Source organism: Marvinbryantia sp., from assembly GCF_047017445.1.
Taxonomy (GTDB): domain Bacteria; phylum Bacillota; class Clostridia; order Lachnospirales; family Lachnospiraceae; genus Marvinbryantia.
In genome coordinates this window covers 52,441-69,809 of the sequence record NZ_JBKXTT010000006.1, presented here as the reverse complement: position 1 = coordinate 69,809, position 17,369 = coordinate 52,441, and the positions used below count along the sequence as shown (strand labels likewise).

The following is a 17,369-nucleotide window of genomic DNA, read 5'->3' as shown; positions in this document are numbered from 1 at the left end:
ACAGAACATACCTTATTTCATCGGAATTTCTTAGTTTCTTTTCCCCGGATGATTCGTATTAGTCCGTGATAGTGTTTTGTGAGCATAATGAGAGAAGCCAGAATTAAAATACATCCGCCAATAGTACCTTTTTGCCAAAAAGCAAATGGTATAGCAATCAGAGGAATCAGAATAGCTCCAAGAGGCAGGTATCCCGTTAATAATGTAATGATACCGCCAGCCAGACAGCACAGAGTTCCCCATAATGGCATCCATACAATCAGCCAGGTACATGTAACAGTTACGCCCTTTCCGCCGTGAAATTTCCGCCAAAAAGGGTAATTATGTCCGAGGATCCCACCAAATCCAGTATATAGAATAATCTGGTCCGTATTTGTTTGCCCTGTGATTATCCACACGAGAATCATCGCGATAAGTATTTTTAAAATATCCCCGATAAGGACGAGAAATCCTTGTTTTTTCCCAATCTGTGACATTACATTCGCCATTCCCGGATTGCCGGTTCCGACGGACTGTATGCTTTTTCCAAGATATTTATAAGATACTGCTTCTGCGGTTAAAAAGCTGCCAAATAGATATCCAATTACTAAGGATAGTATTATAATTTTCATAAAATACCTCTTAATTCATAAATATTGATATTTTTCCATTCCATGTAGGAAATGCCGCACATTGTACAGAACATCCCCGCAATACTCCCCACATCTTCTTTTTTCCACATTCCCCAAAATACTTAAAGCTTTTGTATATATTCTTATAAATGTAGTAGTCTGTCTCATTCAAATCCATTGTATCCCCATATTCTGATACAATATAAACTTTTTTATTTCATGTCCATATCTTGTTGGATAAGCTTTTATTTGATACAGTTGTTTCACATTATTTTAACAGAATATAGGAGTTTGTCAACAATGAGGAGAGCCTTATGAGAACAGGAGGGAAACATGGACGATTCTTCTGAATGAATGTCCAATATATCCATATCTCTGGAAAGGGCTGTTGAAGAAAAGGAATTGCGTCAGCTTGCCTAACCCGTTGATTCATGCTAAGATAAAGGAGATTGACGTTCACGAAATCGTTGTTTGGGATAAAATGATCATTGGGGCGGTTGTGTAGGAAAATGTTGAGTATAGCGATAGTGGAGGATTCAAAGACAAGCGCGAAGCGGCTCTCGGAGTTTCTGGAGCGTTTTTCCGCGGAGAATGAGGAATCGGTCAGACCTGTGTGGTTTACGGAGCTTGAGCCGTTTCTGGAAAATTATCATTTCCAGTATGACATTGTGTTTTTGGATATCGAGCTGCCGGACGGCAACGGTATGGAGGCTGCAAAAAAGCTGCGGGAAAAAGATCCGCTTGTGGTTCTGATTTTCATCACGCATCTGATGCAGTATGCGGTAAACGGATATGAGGTGGACGCCCTGGATTATATGGTGAAGCCGATCCGCTACCCGGCGTTTGCGCTGAAAATGAAGCGGGCGATCCGGCAGTGCGCAAAGCTGAGGGAGGATGAAGTGATGCTGGAACTGAAAGAGTATTCCATCCGGATTTCGGCATCCTCCATCAAATACATTGAAATTTACAAACATCATATTATCTACCACACGGAAAACGGCGATTATGAGACCTACGGCGTGCTGAAACAGGTGGAAAATCTGCTGCCGGAAAAGGAGTTTTTTCGCCTTGGAAGCTCCTACATCGTGAATTTCCGGCATATCGAGCGCGTGGACAGGCAATATGTGATGATTGATGGAAAGGAACTTCCTATCAGCAGGCTGCGCAAGCAGGAATTTCTGGAGGCGTGCCATAGCTATTATATAGGAAGATTATCGGGAAAAAATAATGCTTGAAGATTGGATCGCTTCTTTTATTAGGGATGACCTGGGTTTCTTTCTCAGCATGTGCATCGGAGTGATGAGTGCCGGCCATAATCTGAAAAAAAGGCCAATGTTATGGTTAAAAATATTGTTGTATACATTAGTGATGTTTAGCTGGGGCACAATATTTTTTGCAAGGACTGTCAGAGGGTGGCCGGGGTATCTGGTGGCATTTGCCATTACCTTTGTATGGACACTTTTGCTGTTTGAGTGCCGCCCGCTTACTGCCTTGTATTGTGTGACAGCGGCTTACTGCCTGGAACACATTGCGCAGCGCAGCCACAGCATTATCTGTCTGCTTCTGGGCATTCCCGATGGATGGCAGCAGAAAATCATACTATATGCTACGATCGCAGTGGTATTTTTGGCAGGCTATTTTCTTGCATTGCGGGGAAGAACTTATAATGATGAAGATATGCAGGGGGAAGACAGTGTGTTGGTCATCCTTGCTTTTTTCGTGATTTCGGCAGATATTGTCCTCAGCCTGAAGATGGTGGACATTTATTTTGAAACAGGTAATGAGACGTTAATAATCTGTACGCATTTGATGTCGATCATGATATCGGTGCTTGCGCTGATCGTAAGTGTGAGCAGATTCCGTGAGAGCGCTGCCCGGAGGGAACAAATGATGATAAGGCAGCTCCTTGATAAGGAACAGGAAAAATATCAGCGGGAAAGGGCTGTTACGGAAGTAATCAACCGGAAGTGTCACGACTTAAAATATTATCTGGAAGGACTGACAGAACTGGTGAGCCGGGAAGAACTGCAGGAGATCAGTGCAGCAGTGGATGTATACGAATCTGGTTTTCACACGGGAAACAGCACGCTGGATGTGGTGCTTGCAAATAAAAATCTGCTGTGTCAAAGCAATAATATCGAGTTTACCTGCATTGCGGATGGAAAAATACTGTCGTTTATGAAAGAGCAGGATATCTACACGCTGTTTGGCAATCTTCTGGATAACGGAATCGAGGCGGCGGGGAAGCTTGCCGAACCGGATAAACGGATCATTTCCATGACCGTCACGGAAAAGAACGGGCTGGGCTTTATCCATATGGAAAACTATTACCAGGATACGGTTATTTTTGAGGACGGCATTCCAAAAACGACGAAGCAGGACAGGCAGAATCATGGGTATGGCACGCAGAGTATCCGTTATCTTGCAGAAAAATATGGCGGGGATATGCAGATGCAGACGGAGGCGGATATCTTTCTGACGGATATTATGATTCCTGTTCAGAGTACTGCTTCATGAGCCGGGAAACAAATGGATACAAATTTCATAAAATCAGGAGAGAACCTCAAAGCGGGGTTCTTTTTTTGTGCCGATTAAGCTGTGAAAACTGCGGATTAAGCTGAGAACCTTGCGGGAGACGTGTGAGGCAGATACAATCCAGATAAAAAGAAACGGAGGGAATGCTTATGGTTTCAGTTGCGATTGTGGAGGATGATCCTGGCTACACCAAACGGCTGCGGGAGTATTTGAAAAAATACGAGGAGGAATACCGGGAGCCGCTTCAGGTGACAGCTTACTCTGACGGGGATGAGATCGTCGAAAATTACCGCGGGCAGTTTGATCTGATCCTGATGGATATTGAGATGCGCTTTATGGACGGCATGGCGGCGGCTGAGCAGATCCGGAAGCAGGATTCGCGGGTGATCATTATTTTTATCACGAATATGGCGCAGTACGCGATCCGCGGCTATGCGGTGGATGCCCTTGATTATGTGCTGAAGCCGATTTCGTACTTTGCGTTCAGCCAGAGGATCAGGCGTGCAATGGGACGGATGAAAAAGCGGGAGGAGCATTATGTTGCGATAAACACAAAGAACGGCGTTTATAAAATCCCGGCGTCTCAGCTTTACTGGGTGGAGAGCCAGGGGCACCGCCTTACCTACCACACAAAGGACGCGCAGTATGAATCGACGACTGCCAGTATCGGAAAGCTGGAAAAGGAGCTTGGCAGTGCTAATTTTTTTCGCTGCAACAAATGTTACTTAATAAATCTGCGTTTTGTCACCGGAATTGAAAAGGACGACGTCCTGCTTGGCGATAAGAACATTCCGGTCAGCCGGGCGAAAAAGAGCGACCTGAAAAAGGCGCTGGTGGCGTATATGGGGGAGGCGATGAAATGAGCGGCGTGATCGGTATGGTGCCGGATATCCCCAAAGCCTATACAGCGATTGCAGAGTGGCTGTCCTGCGTGGTCTGCATCTGCCTGTACCGCCGGGAGCATCATCTGCCGCTGCGTCCGGAAAAAAGGGAAGCGGCAATCTGCCTGGGCGCGCTGGCGTTACTTTTACTTCTGCAGCATGCGCTTGGCGTGATTAACGTGATATTCTGGATCCCGGGAATGCTTGCTGCGACTTTTGTGATGTATAGCATGATCACAGGCTGCTGCAACATGGGGCGGACGGCGGCGGGTTACTGGCTGGCGTTCTCGTTTATGCTTGCGGAGGTGGCGGCGGCGCTGGAATGGCAGCTCTATTACTTTTTTGCGGCGGAGGGCGGAGTCTTTGCAGGAAATACGGCGTCCGTGTTTTTCATGCTGGCAGTGTACGGCGCTCTTTTTGCGGGCGTTTACTGGTTTCAGAGCGCAAGGAGTCATCAGTGGACGGAGATTACAATGCGGGAAATGCTCACCTCTGTTCTGATCGCCGCGATTACCTTTGCGCTGAGCAATTTAAGCTATATTTTTTCGGACACGCCGTTCAGCACCTCTCTTGCGAAGGAGGCGTTTCATATCCGCACTATGACCGGCGTGGGAGGTTTTGCGATCTTTCTTGCCTATCAGCGTCAGTGCAGCGAGCATCACGTACAGCTTGAACTGGAATCTGTGTATACGGTTTTAAAGACACAGTATGCACAGTATAAGCAGTCGCGCGAGAACATTGATATGATCAACCGGAAATATCATGATCTGAAGCATCAGATAGCAGTTTTGCGCAGCGAAGAGAATCAGGAGAAAAAGAACGCGTATCTGGATGAGCTGGAGCGTGAGATCCGGGATTATGAGATGCAGTATAAGACTGGAAATAGTGTGTTGGATACGATTCTTACCGGAAAGGGCATGTATTGCGCGCAGCATAAAATTACGCTGACCTGCGTGGCAGACGGGAGGCTGCTGGAGGGAATTTCTGTGATGGATCTCTGCACGATTTTTGGCAATGCGCTGGATAATGCGATCGAGTGCGAGCTGTTTATTGAGCCGGAGGAAAAACGTCTGATCCACCTTTCTGTATCGGAAATGAACCAGTTTGTGCTGATCCGCGTGGAAAATTATCTGGAGGAGAGCCTGCGGTTTGCCAACGGACTTCCGGTAACGACAAAGGGAGGCCGCGACGAGCATGGCTTCGGGCTGAAAAGCATCCGTTATCTGGCGCAGAAATATGGCGGGTCCATGATGGCGGCGGTGGAGGAACAGTGGTTTATTTTAAAGGTGATGCTGCCGCTTGGGAAATAAAAATACCGATTATGCAACGCGCGGTTCACGTCGGAAAATGTATGGTAAGATACTCCCAGAAACCAAAAAAGAGGGGAGGGATAATGTGAAAAGACAGGCAGTGAATCCATATCTTCCGGAATATGAATACATACCGGACGGAGAGCCGTACGTTTTCGGAGATCGCGTTTACGTGTACGGTTCGCATGACCGCTTTGGGGCGCCGATGTTCTGCATGAATGATTACGTCTGCTGGTCGGCTCCGGTTGAGGATTTGAGCGACTGGCGGTATGAGGGCGTTATCTACAGGAAGAACCAGGATCCGAAAAACAGACTGGGTTTACGCCTTCTGTTTGCTCCGGATGTGACGGCGGGACCGGACGGCAGGTACTATCTTTATTATGCCTTTGATTTTATGGGAATCATGGGGGTTGCAGTGAGTGACAGGCCGCAGGGACCATACGCATATTACGGGCATGTCCACTATGCCGACGGCACAATATGGGGACGCAGGAAGGGGGATTCTTTTCCATTTGATCCGGCTGTTTTCGTGGATGAAGACGGAAGAATCTATCTCTATTCGGGATTTTATACCCCGGTTCCATCTATTGTGACTGGCGGCAGGAAGCTGCGTTTTGAGGGCGGGTACGTGCTGGAGCTGGAGCGCGATATGGTAACGATTAAGGTGTCGGAGACGCTGCTTTTTCCGAAGGAAGGGGAAGGATCCTTCAAAGACCATGAGTTTTTTGAGGCAAGCTCCATGCGGAAGTATGACGGAAAATACTATTTCGTCTACTCTTCCAGGCATAATCATGAGCTCTGTTATGCGGTGAGCGACCGTCCGACCGGTGGCTTTGCCTTCGGGGGCACGCTGGTAAGCAACGGGGATGTCTTTCTGGACGGGCGGGAGGATGAGCGCAGCGCGCGCAATTATCTCGGTAACACGCACGGCGGGATGCTGCGGATCGGAGAGGAATTTTATATTTTCTATCACCGGCAGACAAACCGCAGTTCCTATGCGAGGCAGGCATGCGCGGAGCGTCTGCAGAGACTTCCGGACGGCGGTTTTGCGCAGGCGGAGATGACAAGCTGCGGCCTGAACGGTGTTCCCCTGCGCGGAAGAGGCGTCTATGGCGCAAGAATCGCCTGCAATCTGTGGTCGGCGGAAGGCTGCGGAAGATACGACGGGAGCAGTCCGGCAAAAAGGCTGAAGGCTCATCCGTATTTTACGCAGGATGAAAAGGACGGCGACAAAACAGCGCGCCAGTATATTGCAAATATGCGGGACGGCGCCGTGGCAGGATTTAAATACTTTTCCCTGTGGCGTCTGGAGCAGATTGCGGTTCATGTGCGTGGAAACGCGGAAGGCTGCATGGAGGTTGCCGCGGACGAGGGATTTGAGAAGCTGATCTGCAGCATACCGGTTCTGGTGCGCACAAACGACTGGCACCGCTTCTCCGAAACCGCAGCGACGGAGGACGGCGTGAGCGCCCTGTATTTCCGTTTCCGCGGCGAGGGCGCGCTGGATTTCCTGGAACTGGAATTAATATGATGCCCAGGGTTCAAAGGTCATGTGTTTCACGCTTGCGTGAAAAAACATGACATTGGAACCCGTAAAACATGAATTGGTAAAGAGGGGGTGAACTATGGAGAGCGTAAAAACAGCCTGGCGGTCTTTTGACAGCCGGCATCCGGGCATCGCGCAGTTTCTGATGTTTTTCATCGTCTGCAATGGCGTGACAGTGCTGCAGCTTATCCTGATGCCGTTTTTTAAATGGATATTCGGAATGACCTCTATGGTGGATGTGAATTTCCAGGTGCTGCAGGTAGGGCAGAATGTAAACGGGACGCCCTATTACATCTTCGACTATGCGTCCGGGTCCATCGCGGAGGGCGGAGGCGGCGGTCTCGCCTACTTTGCGGCGGTGGAGCTGACAATGGCGATTGCCCAGGTAATTAATTTTGTCACACAGAGAAAAGTGACCTTTAAGGCGACGGGAAATGTCTGGAAGGCAGCGGCGTGGTACGTATTGGCATATGTCATCATTACCATCGGCGCGGCGGCTCTGCAGGGCGTCTATAAAGCGCCGCTGTACCGGTTCCTGATAGAACGGATGGGAAGCGGCACCGGCACGACGCTGGCGGATATCGTCACAATGATCATCAACTGTGCGATTTCCTTCTGGGTATTTTACCCGATCATGAAGCTGATTTTTAAACAGAAATAAAAAATGGGGAAGGAGTTCTGGGAGAATGAAAAAAATGAGAAAACAGATTTCTGTTCTGGCAGCAGCCGTTATGATGACAAATCCGGTTGCGGTTATGGCAGAAACAGTAGTGCCGGAGGGGAATACCTACGGTTTTGCCGGCACAGGCGGCAAGTATTATACAGATTATGCGACACTGGAAGATGAGCAGCTTGCGGCGCGCGAGCTGGCAATCGAAGCGGCGGCGGAAGGCTTTACCCTGCTGAAAAATGAGAACAATGCACTGCCTCTGAAAAAGGGCGGCTATGTTTCCTTATTCGGTATGCATTCTGTGAATCTGGTAGCGTCCACGGTCGGTTCAGCCGCCGGTTCTACCGGAGCGAACGGTCTGGAGGAAAGTACATTGCAGATGGCAATGGAACAGGCGGGCTTTAAGGTAAACCCCAAACTGGTGGATCTCTACACGAAGCACGAAGCGCTTGGCACCACGGACAATGAGCTTCCGATGGAGTACTACTCGAACGCGACAGTAAGTACCTACAATGGCTATGGCGATGCGGCGATTCTGGTGTTCTCGCGGACTGGTTCAGAAGCTATTGATAAAGCGGCAAGCAATGTAGCCGGTCACTCGGACCCTGCCGACCATGAGATGATGCTGGACGACAATGAGAAAGCACTGGTAAAGCACGTTAAGGAAAACTATCCGGACAAGCCGATCATCGTGCTGATCAACTCTTCCAACATTTTACAGATTCCGGAGCTGGCGGCGCCAAAGGCAGAATCAGAGTATGGCGTTGACGCAATTTTCTGGGTTGGAAATACCGGAAACAATGCGATTGAAGCGATTGGACAACTGTTAAATGGAGACGTCAACCCCAGCGGACATACGGTAGAGGTGTGGGAAAAAGATTTCACAAAAGGTCCGACCTGGACAAATTTCGGACAGCAGAAGCAGAACGGCACAGATGCTTATTTCTATACAGAGGATGGAAATGCTACGATTTATGCCAATCTGGAATACCGCGAGGGCATCTATCTGGGATATAAGTATTATGAAACTGCTTATGACGATGCGGCGGAGGAAGAAAAAGATGCAGCGTATGAAAATGTTTTGTATCCTTTCGGTTACGGATTAAGCTACACGACCTTCGACTGGGAGCTGGTTGATAATGAGGAAAGCACCATTTCTGACGCATGGCAGAAGATGGCGATGCAGGTAAAGGTGACAAACACCGGCGATACGGCTGGCAAGGATGTGGTCCAGATTTACGCAAATCCGCCGTATACACCGGGCGGAATTGAGAAAGCCTCCGCAAATCTGGTTGGCTTTGCAAAGACAGACCTGCTGCAGCCGGGAGAAAGTCAGACTGTTACGATAGAGTGGGTGGCACAGGATATGGCGTCCTTCGACTGGAACGACGCAAACGCAAACGAATTTGCTGGCTACGAGCTGGAGGCAGGCAGCTATGAAATTACGGCGCGCCGCAATTCTCACGATGTAGTGCTGGAAAAAACATACACTGTTGACGAAGGCATCCTCTGCACCAATGATTATACGACCGGCAACGAGATTACCCCGCTGTTTGTAGATGACTGGACGACCGTAAACGATTCTCTTCTGGATCATACCATTTCCAGAGCAACGGGAATGGTCCAGCCGGAGGTTTCCTCTGTGGAAGACCGCACCATCGACAGCGATTATCTGGAAATGATAGATAATCAGTACACGTACCGCTCATACATGGACCAGGGCTATGAAGACTGGTATGTAGACGAGGGCGGCATCCCGTCCACCTGGACGCAGGCGACCGCGCGCGGCGAGGAAGATAAAGCGGAAATTACCATCCAGGATATGACGGGTATAGATTTCACGCTGGATGTGGAAGACGGAGCGGTAGTACAGGGCGATGACGAAGGTTCTCAGAAATGGGAAGCTTTTATGAATCAGTTTACCTGGGAAGAACTCACGGATATGGTCCGCAATGGCGGAGGCGTAGTTTCTCTTCCGTTTGCCGGTATAGAAGGAGCAGGCGCTGACGAAACACCGCTGCAGCTTGCAGGCGGAACCATGTGGGCGTGCCCGCCGATTCTGGCAGCCTCCTTTAATGTAGAGCTGGCGGAGCGCGTTGGTGTTATGATGGGTAATGAAGCGCTGTTTAAGGGCTGCTCCTACTGGCAGGGCAATGCAATGAACATTCACAGAAGCCCGCTTTCCGGACGTAACGTAGAGTATTACAGCCAGGATGGTATGCACGGCGGCGCGTTTGCGGCTGCAGTGGCAAAGGGCGTTACCTCTAAGGGTGTTACCTGTGAAATCAAGCATATGATGCTGAATGACCAGGAATCCTACCGCGACCTTAACGGCGGCGTATTCACCTGGGCAACGGAGCAGGTAATCCGTGAAATTTATGCAAGACCATTTGAAGCTGCTCTGAAGGAAGGAAATGCGACCGGTGTTATGGGTTCCTTCAACCGTCTTGGAAATATCAATTCCCAGCTTAATCCGGCTGTGAAAGCGCTGGTTCGTGATGAGTGGGATAACCGGGCGATTTTTGAAACGGACGCATGGCAGGGAACCTATTGCCCGATCGACTTAATGGTTCGTCAGGGAAATAACCAGATCCTTGGTTCCGGTTCGACCCTTCCGGTAGTTGACCTTGAGGTGGGAACCTGGAGCGCAGAGGATAACTGTGTACTGGTTTCTGATGGCGGCGAAGGTACCTTTGCTTCCCAGACACATTACGCGGCGGTTCGTAAGAGCGCGCAGGAAATGCTGTGGAATTACAGCAATGGAAATGCTATCCGCAATGGTTATACGACACTGGATGATGCGGTAATGACCTTTGACGCTCATGTAGTACAGTCTCTGGCAATTAACTTTGAAGGTGTTGACTTTACAGAGGTAAGTCTGGCAGAAGGAGCAGAGCTCCCGGCGGGCTTTACGTTAGAGGGCGGAGTTATCACAGCGGACGGTTCCCAGGACATCTCGGAATTCACGGTAGGCGTTGTTCTCACTGGCATTGATGGCTATATTACGATGGAAGCAAATGTAGATGTGAAGGTAATTGATCCGATTCATGTGTCTTCCACAGAACTGAAAACGGGTGAAGCGGCAGAAATTACGATTGATGTCCCGTCTTATCCGTATCAGGCACTGGTGACGATGCTCGGCAATTATACGAATGGTGTTATCGATAACGATGGAAACGGAGTGCCTTCGGCAACGGCTGAGCTTTTTGGCGGTCCGGTAGAAATTCCGGGTACCGGCGATGCAGTAAGCGGTGATTTCAATATTATTAACTGGTACTGGGTTGACGCAGAGCAGCCTTATGGAGCAAACGGCTATGAAGCAGTGGGACATATCCCGTCCACAAATTCACAGTCCACAGATACCCGTATGATTGAACTGGCGGATATTGCGGCTGGCAATTATTACAAGGCGTTTGAATACGGCTATACGGTATCAGACGAAGATATCGCGAAGCTGGCGGAATACGGTCTTACTTTAGAAAAAGTCATGACGGATTCCGGTTACAGCTATGACGTAAATACCGGTCTGAAGATTTCCGGCACACCGGCTCAGGCGGGAACGGTTGAATTTGGCGTTACCTTAAATCTGCCGCTTTCCCGCGGATTTGGTTCTGCTTTCCCGAATAATATAAATGTTTGCTCACCGGCATTTGTACAGATTCCGACGACCGTAACGCTTACAATCGCTGAGTAACTGTGATACTGGATCTAAAGGTCATGCCTGCATGAAAAACATGACCTTTGGAATCCAAACGTCACAACTGTTTGAAAATCAAGAAAGAAGGAAAAGGTATGAAGAAATTTTTGAAGGCTTTTAGCCGGACTGGTCTGGCGCTTGTAACAGTGCTTTGTATGATGTCGTCTTTTGCGATGGCGGCGGATGAGCTGCCGGGACCGGATACCTCCAAAGAGGTGAAGGAGCTTGAAGTTTATCAGCTTCCGGACAAGACGGTCTATCTTGTAGGAGAAGAATTCAGTGCAGAGGGCGGTATCGTCAAAATTATTTATGAGGATGGCAGCGAAGGCTACATTTCCATGACGGATGAAGCGATTACCATGAAAGCGCCTGCTATGAAAAGCGTAAATACGAAAAATGTGCAGATGAAATATGAAGGAGCAAAGCTGACCTTTAAGGTGGAGGTAGTTGCCGGCATGTGCAATGTGACCTTCATTGCAGAAGGATGCGATGACCAGGTGCAGGAGGTTTCAAAGGGAGATACTGCCAAAGAGCCGGAGGAACCGGCAAGAGACGGATATGTATTTTCCGGATGGTATGCAGACAACGATTATACCCATCTGTATGATTTCAGCGCCGGCGTGCAGGAGGATGAAAATGTTTATGCACTGTGGGTGAAGGATGGAGCAGAGCTTGTCAATGTAACGTTTGATTATGATTACTATGGAACAGCGCTGAGCCAGTACACCTATCCGGTGGAAAGCGGGGCGTGTGTGGCACAGCCCTCCAATACGCCGGAGCGCACAGGCTACAGCTTTGAAAAATGGGTTGGCGAAGATGGAAACGATTTTGATTTCTCCGCTCCGGTTACCGCCGATACCACGATCAAAGCGCAGTGGACAAAGACAGCGACGGATGCGCAGACCTGGGTGTTTGAGGCGGAGGATACTGATCTTTCCGGAAAAATCGGACCGAGTTATTCCGGTTCCGCGCAGGAAGAAAGCATGATTATTTTCAATGACAGTGTGGAAGCAAGCAATGACCGTATGGTAGGTTATCTGTATGAGTCGGGAATTTCACTGGAATTTTATGTGGCTTCCGATATGGATGTGGATGATGCAGAGCTTACGGTCCGCATTGCCGGCGAATATGTCACCATGAGCTATGACAGCAATGACTATCAGGTACTTGTAAACGGCGAAGCTCTGACGTTCCCGCAGGTGACGGTTGAGGCGGATACAGCAACAGCGATTACACCCTGTGATGATCTTATCAAAATCAGCGGGGTCAGCCTGAAGGAAGGCGAAAATCTGATTCAGCTGGTGACAAACAACAACAATGCTGTTTCGGGTACAACCTTTAAGGCAAATGCACCGATTGTTGACTGCATTAAGATCACAACGACTGCAGTGGTAATCTGGGATGAAAATCACGGACTGCCGATGACGGAAAATTACCAGAAGTAATTGTAAAAGGGCATGGCGGCATATGCAAGAGGCGGCAGAATCCGCACGGCATATGCCGCGTGTGATTATGAGAGGTGAAGAAAATGTCTGCAAAGACGAAAAAAATGAAAAAATCGAAAGCGGTACTGGCGTGGGGGATTTCGGCGGTATTGATCGGCAGCGCCCTTGGTGCGGGCAATTACCTTGCCTATCATTCCTTCAGCGGCCTTGCAGATACCGTGTTCGGCGGGGTGCGCCCTGTTTATAATACGGATGTGATATCCATGTATCCGGCAACAAATGCTTCCTCAAAGGAAGAAGCGTTCCAGAATGCGCAGGAGGTGAATCTGCGCGCGGCAGAGGAGGGCTTTGTGCTCCTGAAAAATGAGGCGGAAACATTGCCGCTGCAAAAAGGAGCAAAAATCAGCGTTTTTGGAAAAAACAGCGTAAATCTGTCTTATGGCGGGTCCGGTTCCGGCGGCTTTGATACCAGCAATAACCAGGATCTGTATGACAGTCTGGAGAATGCAGGATTTGATATTAACCAGACGCTTAAAAAATTTTATGAGGACAACGGGGCGTCCGGTCCGGCGCGTTCCGCAAACTCCAGCGACCTGGACAGCGGTGATAATCAGCGCATTGCAACGGCGGAAACGCCCCAGAGCAAGTATACGGATACGGTAAAGGCAAGCTATGATTCTTACAAAGATGCTGCCCTGGTGGTGATTACACGTATAGGAGGCGAAGGCTTTGACCTGCCGCGTTATCAGGGAACGACAGAGGGAGCGGTGAGTGCGGACAGTCATTATCTGGAGCTGGATCAGAATGAACGCGATCTGTTAGCTGCTGTATGTGAGGAAGGCTTTGAGCATGTAGTCGTAGTATTTAACGTGCCTTCCAGCTTTGAGGCAACCTTTTTAAAAGACAGCGCCTATGCTGCTTTTGCGGATAAGATTGACGCAGCCGTATGGATTGGTTTTACCGGCTCCAACGGAATCACGGCGCTGGGAGAGATTTTAAATGGAGAAGTGAATCCCTCCGGACGTCTGGTGGACACCTGGGCGTCTGATTTCACACAGAATCCTTCCTTCCAGAATTTTGGAACCGGGCATACGGACCAGACGACGGATAAATATGATGCCGGTATGTATTATTCTGTTGATTATGAAGAAGGCATTTACGTTGGTTACCGCTATTATGAAACACGCGGGCTGACGGACGGAGAAGAATGGTACGAGGAAAATGTGACGTATCCCTTCGGCTATGGATTAAGCTATACGACGTTTGAGTGGAATGTAGGCGAGGCATCTGCAGACGAATTTGACCTGGAGTCTGTGATTACGGTTCCGGTAACGGTAAAAAATACGGGAGATACGGCGGGTAAGGAAGTGGTCCAGCTTTATGTTTCTGCTCCATATACGGAGGGCGGCATTGAAAAAGCCCATAAGGTGCTGGCAGGATATGCGAAAACATCTCTTCTGCAGCCGGGGGAGAGTGAAACTGTGACGGTTTCCTTTGAACCGTATTCTGCAGCCAGCTATGATTACCGGGATGCAAACGAGAATGGTTTCTGCGGATATGAACTGGAGGCGGGCGAATATACCCTGTATGTATCCCGCAACGCGCATGAGGAAGAGAGCGCGATTACACTGACATTGCCTGAGGATATTCAGATTGGAGAAGATCTGGTGACAGGCAATGAGGTCGTCAACCGCTATACGGGCATAGAGGATAATCTGGACAGCGACTGGCAGCTGGACACTGTGCTTTCCCGTGCAGACTGGGAGGGAACCTGGCCCACAGCACAGACGGACGAAACACATGCCGGAAGCGCAGAGCTGCTTGCCCAGATCGAAGATATTGAAACCAATAATCCGACCGACTTTGAGGAAGAGGATGCGCCCTGGTTCGGAGAGGATGTGATCAGCGTTCTGCGTGATTTGCTGCCGGAAACGCCTGCAGCGGACTATCATGCGATCGTTGATTATGATGATGACCGTTGGGAAGAAATCCTTGATGCCTGCAGTGAAGAGGAGATGCTGGAGCTGATTAACAACGGCGCGTATCACACGAAAGCGCTGGAAACGGTGGGACTGCCCGCCACGATACACGGCGACGGCCCGGCGGGCTTTACCTGCTTTATGAACAGCGAGCAGGTGAACGGTACCTGTCAGTACGTGAGCGAGCCGGTAATGGCGGCGACATGGAATGATGCATTGCTGGAGGAAATCGGAGAAGCAATGGGAGAGGAAGGTATCCTTGGCGATAAAGCAACTTCCCAGCCATATTCCAGCATTTATGCGCCGGGCGTAAATATTCACCGCAGCCCGTTTGGCGGACGCTGCTCAGAATATTATTCCGAGGACCCGTATATTTCCGGTATGATGGCATCCGCACAGATCCGTGGATTGCAGGCAAAGGGTGTCGTTCCCATGCTGAAGCATTTTGCGGCAAATGAGCAGGAGACACACCGTTCCATCGGAGGAGACCTTTCCTGGGTTACGGAGCAGAGCCTTCGCGAAATCTATCTGAAGCCGTTTGAGCTGGCTGTCAAGAATGGAGAAAGCCGCGGTATCATGAGCTCCTTTAACCGCATCGGCGCGCGCTGGACCGGCGGTGACTATCGTCTGCTGACAGAAATCCTGCGCGATGAATGGGGCTTCAGGGGAACTGTTATCTGCGATTTCAATACGATTCCGCAATACATGGTACCGCGTCAGATGTTCTATGCAGGCGGCGACCTTGACCTGGCGACCCTGGAAACCAGTATGTGGACAGATGCCGATACCTCCGAAAATGGCGATGCAATCGTACTGCGAAATGCAACGAAAAATATTTTGTACTCCTTTGTAAATTCAAACGCCATGAATGCGGAAGTAATCGGATATAATCCGCCGCTGTGGCATGGATATCTGCTCTGGCTGGATATCGGCGTGGCTGCGCTGCTGCTTCTGTGGGGCGTACTGGCATTTATTCACCGGGCAAAGCATAATAAAAAGCTGCAGAGTATGACGGCAGATTCATAAACAGCGCCGGAATACAGATTCTGAAAAAAAGTTCCCCGCCCGGCAGAGAGTGAAACCATTCACTGCCGGGCGGGGAGCTTTCCTGTCCCAGCATTCTTCTTTGCGCATCTGTTCCTCCAGACTGCCGGGGCTGCGTCATTCCAGAAGAAAATCCAGAGCGTTTACAATCTTAATGCCGTCCTGTGTCCGGGACAGATTACATTCCAGAGCAATGACAAGCTTTTCGTAATTATCCCGGATTTTACGCAGAGGCGCAAGCTCGCGCTCTCTCGTTTCGGGAGCCGTCATGGATTCGGTAACCTGGATATACTTTTTCTCATCTGTTTTGGTGGCAATAAAGTCGACTTCCTGATTGTCAATTTTGCCGATAGCCACATCATAGCCGCGGCGCAGCAGTTCAAAGTAAATAATATTTTCCAGAATATGTCCGCTGTCGCCGTCACGATAGCCCAGCAGGTAATTGCGCAGACCAATGTCCACAATATAATATTTGCCCAGTGTACGCAGATATTCCTTTCCTTTAATATCAAAGCGTTTGATTTCATAGAAAATATAGGCTTCTGTCAGAGCTTCAATATAAGCCTGGATCGTCTGCACAGCGGGCTTTGTTTTTCGCGTTCCGCCTTCAAGCAGTCCTTCATCAACCAGCGTGTTCCCGATAGAAGTAGCCGAGGTATTATTTCCGATATTGTCTGCCAGAAACAAAATGATTTTCCTCAGCAGGATGGGATCTGTGATGCGCCGCTGTCCTGTTCTCTTGTCCCGTTCCAGAATGTCATTGATTACGGCAGCGGAATATACGCCGTCTAAAGCGGCTGTCACCCGGTCGGTTTCCAGACCGATATCGGCAAGCATGGGCATACCGCCAAATCTGGCGTAAGCGTCGAAAAGCTCTCTGACGTCATAGACCTCACCTTCTTCATCAGTAATGCGTTTCCGGATATCGCCCGCAGGCGATTTCCGCTCTGTCAGTGTATAGCCGTGAAAATCCAGAAACTCTTTAAAGGATAGTGGCAGCACCCGGATTTCTACATATCGTCCGGACAGGTAAGTGGAAAGCTCGGAAGAAAGCAGATAAGCATTGGAACCGGTAATGTAAATGTCGCAGTCAAAGTCTACCCGGAAAGAGTTGACGGCATTTTCCCAGCCCGGCACCTTCTGAACCTCGTCGAAAAAGAGGTACGTCCGTTTATCCGGGCAGATGCGTGCCTTTACATATTCATAAAATCCTCTCGCGTCCATATCCGGAATACTCATGGATTCAAAATTCATTTCGATAATCTGGTCATCTTTTATACCGGTTTCCCGCAAATGCTTCACCATCAGCTTCATCAGACTGGATTTACCGCAGCGACGGATACCGGTCATGACTTTAATCATTTCCGTATCCTGGAATGCAATAAGCCGGTTCAGATAAAGGTCACGTTTTCGCAGCGTTGTTTTTTGCATAAAGATAGCACCACCTTTCATGGAAAATCGTATCATAAATTTCAGAAAAAAACAAGTTTGTAGTATCGATTCTATAAACTTTCTATTTTAAGAAGTTTGTAACATATTGCAGAGGATTGTCGATATATTCCGGTCAATAAGACAGAAAAAATTGTAATTCGTCCAGTTTGGCAGGCGCGCTGCTGTGCTTGATGCAAAAGCTTTGCTTGCCGTAACCTCT

11 protein-coding genes are annotated in these 17,369 nt (G+C 49.1%); 9 read left to right on the top strand and 2 right to left on the bottom strand.

From position 1 onward, the window contains the following. Positions 1–17: 17 nt before the first annotated feature. On the bottom strand, positions 18–611 hold the full coding sequence (locus tag ACLU9Q_RS08405; protein WP_302592326.1) for a glycerol-3-phosphate acyltransferase: 594 nt from the start codon (positions 609–611) through the stop codon (positions 18–20). Between the two features lie 509 nt (positions 612–1,120). On the opposite strand from ACLU9Q_RS08405, the gene ACLU9Q_RS08400 reads away from it, so the two are divergent. The 9 genes from ACLU9Q_RS08400 to ACLU9Q_RS08360 all read left to right on the top strand — a co-directional run bounded on the left by ACLU9Q_RS08400 (position 1,121) and on the right by ACLU9Q_RS08360 (position 15,700). Further along, a complete protein-coding gene (locus ACLU9Q_RS08400; protein WP_296833350.1) occupies positions 1,121–1,846 on the top strand; it encodes a LytR/AlgR family response regulator transcription factor in 726 nt (241 codons plus the stop codon). Positions 1,847–2,039: 193 nt separating this feature from the next. Next, positions 2,040–3,128, top strand: coding sequence for an ATP-binding protein (locus ACLU9Q_RS08395; RefSeq protein ID WP_412625010.1), 1,089 nt, complete (start codon positions 2,040–2,042; stop codon positions 3,126–3,128). 167 nt (positions 3,129–3,295) lie between these two features. After that, the gene (locus tag ACLU9Q_RS08390; protein ID WP_412625009.1) at positions 3,296–4,009 is read left to right on the top strand and encodes a LytR/AlgR family response regulator transcription factor; all 714 of its coding nucleotides are present in this window, start codon (positions 3,296–3,298) and stop codon (positions 4,007–4,009) included. Beyond that, the gene (locus tag ACLU9Q_RS08385; RefSeq protein ID WP_302592331.1) at positions 4,006–5,337 is read left to right on the top strand and encodes an ATP-binding protein; all 1,332 of its coding nucleotides are present in this window, start codon (positions 4,006–4,008) and stop codon (positions 5,335–5,337) included. Before ACLU9Q_RS08390 ends, ACLU9Q_RS08385 begins: the two co-directional genes overlap by 4 nt. 85 nt (positions 5,338–5,422) lie before the next feature. Further along, a complete protein-coding gene (locus tag ACLU9Q_RS08380) occupies positions 5,423–6,868 on the top strand; it encodes a family 43 glycosylhydrolase (protein ID WP_302592332.1) in 1,446 nt (481 codons plus the stop codon). 94 nt (positions 6,869–6,962) lie between these two features. After that, positions 6,963–7,544: a hypothetical protein gene (locus ACLU9Q_RS08375; protein ID WP_296833333.1), complete on the top strand. Its 582-nt coding sequence runs from the start codon at positions 6,963–6,965 to the stop codon at positions 7,542–7,544. Positions 7,545–7,578: 34 nt separating this feature from the next. Then, complete coding sequence (locus ACLU9Q_RS08370; protein ID WP_296833330.1) at positions 7,579–11,247, top strand: glycoside hydrolase family 3 C-terminal domain-containing protein; 3,669 nt, start codon at positions 7,579–7,581, stop codon at positions 11,245–11,247. Positions 11,248–11,345: 98 nt separating this feature from the next. Further along, positions 11,346–12,695: an InlB B-repeat-containing protein gene (locus ACLU9Q_RS08365; RefSeq protein ID WP_296833327.1), complete on the top strand. Its 1,350-nt coding sequence runs from the start codon at positions 11,346–11,348 to the stop codon at positions 12,693–12,695. 83 nt (positions 12,696–12,778) lie between these two features. Beyond that, positions 12,779–15,700: a glycoside hydrolase family 3 C-terminal domain-containing protein gene (locus ACLU9Q_RS08360; RefSeq protein ID WP_296833324.1), complete on the top strand. Its 2,922-nt coding sequence runs from the start codon at positions 12,779–12,781 to the stop codon at positions 15,698–15,700. 135 nt (positions 15,701–15,835) lie between these two features. Here the strand turns inward: ACLU9Q_RS08360 and ACLU9Q_RS08355 are convergent, their stop codons facing one another. Continuing rightward, the gene (locus ACLU9Q_RS08355) at positions 15,836–17,149 is read right to left on the bottom strand and encodes an ATP-binding protein (protein ID WP_296833321.1); all 1,314 of its coding nucleotides are present in this window, start codon (positions 17,147–17,149) and stop codon (positions 15,836–15,838) included. Positions 17,150–17,369: the final 220 nt, after the last annotated feature.

Coding starts and splice junctions, on each gene's coding strand:
- ACLU9Q_RS08365 (WP_296833327.1), top strand. CDS start 11,346: ATGAAGAAATTTTTGAAGGCTTTTAGCCGGACTGGTCTGGCGCTTGTA.
- ACLU9Q_RS08360 (WP_296833324.1), top strand. CDS start 12,779: ATGTCTGCAAAGACGAAAAAAATGAAAAAATCGAAAGCGGTACTGGCG.
- ACLU9Q_RS08390 (WP_412625009.1), top strand. CDS start 3,296: ATGGTTTCAGTTGCGATTGTGGAGGATGATCCTGGCTACACCAAACGG.
- ACLU9Q_RS08400 (WP_296833350.1), top strand. CDS start 1,121: ATGTTGAGTATAGCGATAGTGGAGGATTCAAAGACAAGCGCGAAGCGG.
- ACLU9Q_RS08375 (WP_296833333.1), top strand. CDS start 6,963: ATGGAGAGCGTAAAAACAGCCTGGCGGTCTTTTGACAGCCGGCATCCG.
- ACLU9Q_RS08385 (WP_302592331.1), top strand. CDS start 4,006: ATGAGCGGCGTGATCGGTATGGTGCCGGATATCCCCAAAGCCTATACA.
- ACLU9Q_RS08355 (WP_296833321.1), bottom strand. CDS start 17,149: ATGCAAAAAACAACGCTGCGAAAACGTGACCTTTATCTGAACCGGCTT.
- ACLU9Q_RS08370 (WP_296833330.1), top strand. CDS start 7,579: ATGAGAAAACAGATTTCTGTTCTGGCAGCAGCCGTTATGATGACAAAT.
- ACLU9Q_RS08405 (WP_302592326.1), bottom strand. CDS start 611: ATGAAAATTATAATACTATCCTTAGTAATTGGATATCTATTTGGCAGC.